This window comes from Pedobacter sp. 01T416_2, from assembly GCF_056398925.1.
Genome location: NZ_JBFTQI010000405.1, coordinates 1 through 5268, shown reverse-complemented (window position 1 = coordinate 5268; position 5268 = coordinate 1). Strand labels below are relative to the sequence as shown.

At 38.8% G+C, this 5268-nt stretch carries 7 protein-coding genes; 3 read left to right on the top strand and 4 right to left on the bottom strand.

Annotation, left to right across the window (positions count from 1 at the left end):
- From AC1DPQ_RS16610 to pfkA, 3 genes are all read right to left on the bottom strand, one after another.
- Positions 1-116 (bottom strand): glyceraldehyde 3-phosphate dehydrogenase NAD-binding domain-containing protein (locus tag AC1DPQ_RS16610; RefSeq protein WP_477610285.1); only part of this gene is annotated, 116 nt, incomplete at its 3' end.
- Positions 117-123: 7 nt separating this feature from the next.
- On the bottom strand, positions 124-966 hold the full coding sequence (locus AC1DPQ_RS16605) for a hypothetical protein (protein WP_230145453.1): 843 nt from the start codon (positions 964-966) through the stop codon (positions 124-126).
- Position 967: 1 nt separating this feature from the next.
- A complete protein-coding gene (gene pfkA / locus AC1DPQ_RS16600; protein WP_108200905.1) occupies positions 968-1954 on the bottom strand; it encodes a 6-phosphofructokinase in 987 nt (328 codons plus the stop codon).
- 111 nt (positions 1955-2065) lie between these two features.
- Here pfkA and AC1DPQ_RS16595 point away from each other — a divergent pair, with 111 nt between their 5' ends.
- The gene (locus tag AC1DPQ_RS16595; RefSeq protein ID WP_051692040.1) at positions 2066-2755 is read left to right on the top strand and encodes an NUDIX hydrolase; all 690 of its coding nucleotides are present in this window, start codon (positions 2066-2068) and stop codon (positions 2753-2755) included.
- 158 nt (positions 2756-2913) lie between these two features.
- Here the strand turns inward: AC1DPQ_RS16595 and AC1DPQ_RS16590 are convergent, their stop codons facing one another.
- A complete protein-coding gene (locus AC1DPQ_RS16590) occupies positions 2914-3774 on the bottom strand; it encodes an N-acetylglucosamine kinase (protein WP_029280252.1) in 861 nt (286 codons plus the stop codon).
- Between the two features lie 220 nt (positions 3775-3994).
- On the opposite strand from AC1DPQ_RS16590, the gene AC1DPQ_RS16585 reads away from it, so the two are divergent.
- The gene (locus AC1DPQ_RS16585) at positions 3995-5017 is read left to right on the top strand and encodes a threonine aldolase family protein (protein WP_477584100.1); all 1023 of its coding nucleotides are present in this window, start codon (positions 3995-3997) and stop codon (positions 5015-5017) included.
- 47 nt (positions 5018-5064) lie between these two features.
- On the top strand, positions 5065-5268 hold a 204-nt coding region (locus tag AC1DPQ_RS16580; RefSeq protein ID WP_477610284.1), incomplete at its 3' end, for a hypothetical protein.

Below are 5268 nucleotides of genomic sequence, written 5' to 3'. Positions count from 1 at the left end.
ATATAATCTGGCTCGATCAAATCGTTAATCGCTACAATATCTAATCCTCTTTTTAATGCGGCTCTGAAAACCAGTCGGCCAATACGGCCAAAGCCGTTTATTCCAATTTTGCTCATTGTTCTGTTAATTAATGTAATGTTTTAATAAATTTTGTATTGGTTCTTTAATAATGCTTTTAATTTTTATGTCGTATCTGCCCGCTACCAACCTTAACCGGTCTTCGAGCTCGGCACCTACCTTACCTACAATATGTATCTCCCGGTCGTTGTATTTTTCTGCCATAGGCAAAACATAAGTTTCGATATATTTTTCAAATCCTCCATCAATCAGCTTACGGATATATTCGTGTTTACTGTTTTGGGTAAAGAAATCGAAAAATGAAGTTAAAAATATATTTGCCTGTGGCTTATTGTAAATACGTTCTAATATTTGCGGGCGGTCTAGATTGTAGGTTAATGTGAATTTGGTTTCAATGTCTTTAGGCATTTTAAGGCTCAGAAATTCCCTTAGGAGTATTTTTCCAAAGTAATTTGAAGAACCCTCGTCGCCTAAGATATAACCCAGTCCAAAGTTATTGTTTATTGGCTTTTTTCCATCAAAGTAAGCACAATGTGCGCCACTGCCCAGCATGCCAACGATCCCTGGCTGATCATAACAGGCGGCTTTGGCGGCACCGAATAAATCATTTTCTACTACAATTTTGCTGTATTTGAAAAATGATGCAAGGGTTTTGGCCAATTCCTCTTTTCTGTCTGCTGATGATGCTCCGGCTGCAAAGAAATAAATTTTCTTTATGTTTTCTGCATTATTAACCAAAGCAACTTTTTTGTTTAAAATCTGTAAGATTGTTTTTGGATCAACAAAGCAAGGGTTTAAGCCAGTAGTATTGCAATGTGCCACTACCTGTCCATTTTGTGTTATTTTCCAAAATGCTGTTTTCGATCCGCTATAAACAACTGCTATCATATTATATTGAAAGTACCTCTGTCATTTCCATTAAATCGGGCTCGAGTTTAAAAGAATGAGCGGTTAAAGCCTCTCTTATGCTGGTTAATTTTATTTCATTTCCCTTTAAGCCTACCATTTGCTCCGTTTCGCCTGCAATTAACGCATTTACCGCGGCAAAACCTAAACGACTGCCCAAAATTCTGTCGAAACTGCTTGGGCTGCCACCACGTTGAAGGTGGCCAAGTATGGTTACTTTGGTATCGTAATGATCAAAAGTTTCTTTTACCTTCTTAGCAATATCGTAAGCGCCACCCTGTTTATGACCTTCAGCCACGATAACAATACTCGATGATTTTTTTGTAGCTGCGCCTAAGGCCAGTTTATTAATCAATTCGTTAACGCTGGTTTCTCTTTCAGGTAACAAAACAGCTTCTGCACCACTGGCAATCGAACTTCTTAATGCAATACATCCCGAATCGCGGCCCATTACTTCTATAAAGAACAAACGGTCATGCGCATCGGCAGTATCCCTGATTTTATCAATCGCTTCGATTACTGTATTAATAGCAGTATCGTAACCCAGGGTAAAATCAGATCCAACTAAGTCGTTATCAATTGTACCTGGTATACCGATTACCTTAACTCCAAAAGTTTCCGAAAAACGTTTCGCTCCGGTGAAGGTTCCGTCGCCACCGATTACCACTAGTCCATCAATACCGTTCTTCTTTAAGTTATTGTAAGCAATCTGTTGACCTTCGTCTGTTTTAAACTCTAAACAGCGTGCAGTTTTTAATATGGTACCGCCCAAGTGTAAAATATTACTTACAGAACGGGCGTCCATTGGTTTTATGTTGTCGGTAATTAAACCCTGGTAACCTTGCATTACACCAAACATGTTAATGCCATGGTAAATTCCGGTACGTACAACAGCTCTGATTGCAGCATTCATTCCAGGGGCATCGCCTCCAGAAGTTAATACGGCTATATTTTTTATATTTGGCTCCATCTTTATAATACGAATATAGTGTGTATTTTTTACACTAAGTAATTTATTTTATTTTTTTTACTTAATATTGAAAGTCATACCTTTATCTGCTTAAAATAACTAAATTTTACTTTGGAACAAATTTTACCTCATTTAGATTCTGTATTCTCGATAGATTGCGTTTTGTTTGGATTTGATGGTAAGGAATTAAAAATCCTACTGATCGAAAGGAATGAAGAACCGTTTAAAGATTGGTGGGCACTGCCCGGTAACATTGTTGGTCCTGATGAGAGTTTAGATCAATCAGCCTCCCGCATTTTGTACGAACTTACCGGTTTGCGCGGTATTTATATGGAGCAGTATTATGCTTTTGGCGATCCGCACAGGCACCCGCAAGGAAGGGTAATTACTTTGGCTTATTATGCTTTGATCCGTTTGGGCGGAGATAAAGAGCTACGCCCGATCAGTACTTATGCCAAACGGGCCAATTGGCTGCCGATTACCGATCTACCTAAACTGGCTTTCGATCACCAGAAAATTTACGATAAAGGATTAGAAAAAATAAAACGCCGGATTAAACACCAGCCAATTGCTTTCGAACTCTTGCCAGAGAAATTTACTTTAACGCAGTTGCAGCATGTTTATGAACTGGTTTTGGGCAAAAAACTCGATAAAAGGAACTTTAGAAAAAAGATTGTGAGTTTTGGTGTACTAAAAGAGCTTGATGAAAAACAAAAAGGTGTTTCTTATCGCGCGGCTACTTTGTACCGTTTTGATAAGCGTAAATATGCGAAGCTTTTTGGTAAGGAGATCTCTTTTTAGATGTGAGACATTAGATCTGAGACGTGAGACACAAGATGAAGAGCAGGAAAGATACTTTTAGATAGATATAAAAATCCCCGATTTGAATTTCAAATCGGGGATTTTTATATGGTTGTAATCCGACTCCGGACTAAGAACTCCAGACTTAGGATTATGGACTAAGCCTTCGGCGCTAACTCCAGGTGATAATGTACCAGATCATCTATAGGTGAGCGGATAATCTTGCCCACGCCCATTTCGTAACGGTCGGCTACTATACTTAAAATATCACGGAAACTATAACCTACAGAACCCACACAGTTTAATTTGTGGTCTTTGTAGTTAGGGTAGTGGATTACCAATGCTTCGAAAAACGCAGTAAAAGCATAATCAATGGTAGCAAAAGCATAATCTTCGTAGTTATCTTTAAAATCGTATAAGAATTTACTAAAGCTTGCGCAGAAACGGTTTGGCAGGGGCTTATTATAAATATTATCGAAAATATCTTCGTTGGTTAATGCGTAGTTGTCGTAAAAAGCTTCACGTAGCCCTTTCGGCATGTAACCTTTCATGTAATCGCTTAAAATGCGTTTACCGATGTACGAACCGCTACCTTCATCACCCAGGAAATACCCCAATGAATCGATGTTCATGGTAATTTCAGATCCATCATAAAGGCATGAATTTGTACCTGTGCCTAAAATAGCAGCAAATCCTGGCTCGTTTCCAAGGAGTGCTCTAGATGAAGCAAGTAAATCATGGCCTACAAAAATGGTTGCATTGGTGAAGATCTGTTGCATGGCATCGGCCACAATCTTAACATTTGCAGGTGTAGAACAGCCGGCACCGTAGTAATAAACTGCTGTTAATTTCTCTCTTTCCAAGTGGTCTGGAAGAGACTCATTCAAAGACTTTACAATGTACTCTCCTTTTGAAAAATATGGATTGTAACCTTCGGTGTTAAAGTAAATTTTTCTGCCGGCCTCGTTAATCAAACACCAATTTGTTTTGGTAGATCCGCCGTCTGCAATTACTATCATTTTATTTATTTTTGGTTTTAGCACGATAAAAGTATAAAAAGTCTTATATTTTGTATCCTTTTTTTTAATAATTTTTTAACAATTTGTTGTTGTCGAAAATTAAGTGTGTAAAAAATACACTATATAGGGCGTTTAATCGCCGAAAAACCTTAAAATTATACCAGAAAGGGCATTGGTCTTTTTTTTTAACCTCAACAATATTTTACAACCAGATAGCGAAATGAACAACAGATTTTTAGATTTCAGGAGTGATACGGTAACCAAACCTTCTGCCGGAATGTTAGATGCCATGATGAATGCAAAAGTGGGCGACGACGTTTTTGGTGAGGACGAAACGGTGCATGCGTTGGAGACAAAACTGGCTTCGACCTTTAATATGGAAGCCGGATTATTTTGCCCGTCAGGAACGATGACCAACCAGATTGCGATCAAGTGTTTTACCCAGCCCATGGACGAGGTGATCTGCGATCAGACCGCACATGTTTACCGCTACGAAATTGGAGGCATTGCCTATCACTCTGGCGCATCGGTAAGGTTGTTGCATGGCGAACGCGGAATTCTGACTCCAGAGCTGATTGAACCCGAAATCAATGAAGATAACATCCACTACCCCAACTCAAGTTTGGTTGTTTTAGAAAATACAGTAAATAAAGGTGGCGGAAGCTGTTATACCTTATCACAGATTGCCCCGATCCATCACCTCTGTAATATAAAAGGATTGAAACTGCATTTAGATGGTGCGCGTATTTTTAATGCACTTGTGGCAACAGGGGATGAGGCGGGCGAGTATGGCAAATATTTTGATGGGATTTCGGTCTGCCTATCCAAAGGACTTGGTGCACCAGTTGGCTCTGTGCTATTGGGCAGCAAGCAAATGATTCATAAAGCCCGAAAAATTAGAAAAGCTTTCGGTGGAGGCATGCGTCAGGCAGGTTTTTTGGCTGCTGCTGGCATTTATGCGCTCGATCATCACGTAACACGCTTAAAAGACGATCATGCCCATGCGCAGGCTCTGGCAAATGCACTGGCCAGGGCAAAATATGTAAAATCGGTAATGCCAGTTGAGACCAATATTGTTATTTTTGAAGTAGAAAAAGGATCGGCAGAGAAAATTGTACACCAATTGAAAGAAAAAGGACTGCATTGCAATACCACCAGTGCCAGTACCATAAGGTTGGTTACCCATTTAGACCTTACTCCTGTAATGATCGATCAAGCTATTGAAATAATTTTGCACCTTTAAGGGGAAACTCATATTTTACCTCTATAATCAAATATCAAAAACAATATATGAAAACAATAAAGTTTTTAGGGATATTTTTGTTGGTTGCATTTTCAGCGAAGATTAAGGCTCAAGAAGTTATTCAAACAAATTTTTTAGATCAAAGTGCAAAATATGATTTTTCGAAAATATGGGTCAGGGATAGCATTGCCGACCTATATGTAGAAAATGAAAATGAAAATAAAAAAATTAAAACTCCAGAACCTATCGGC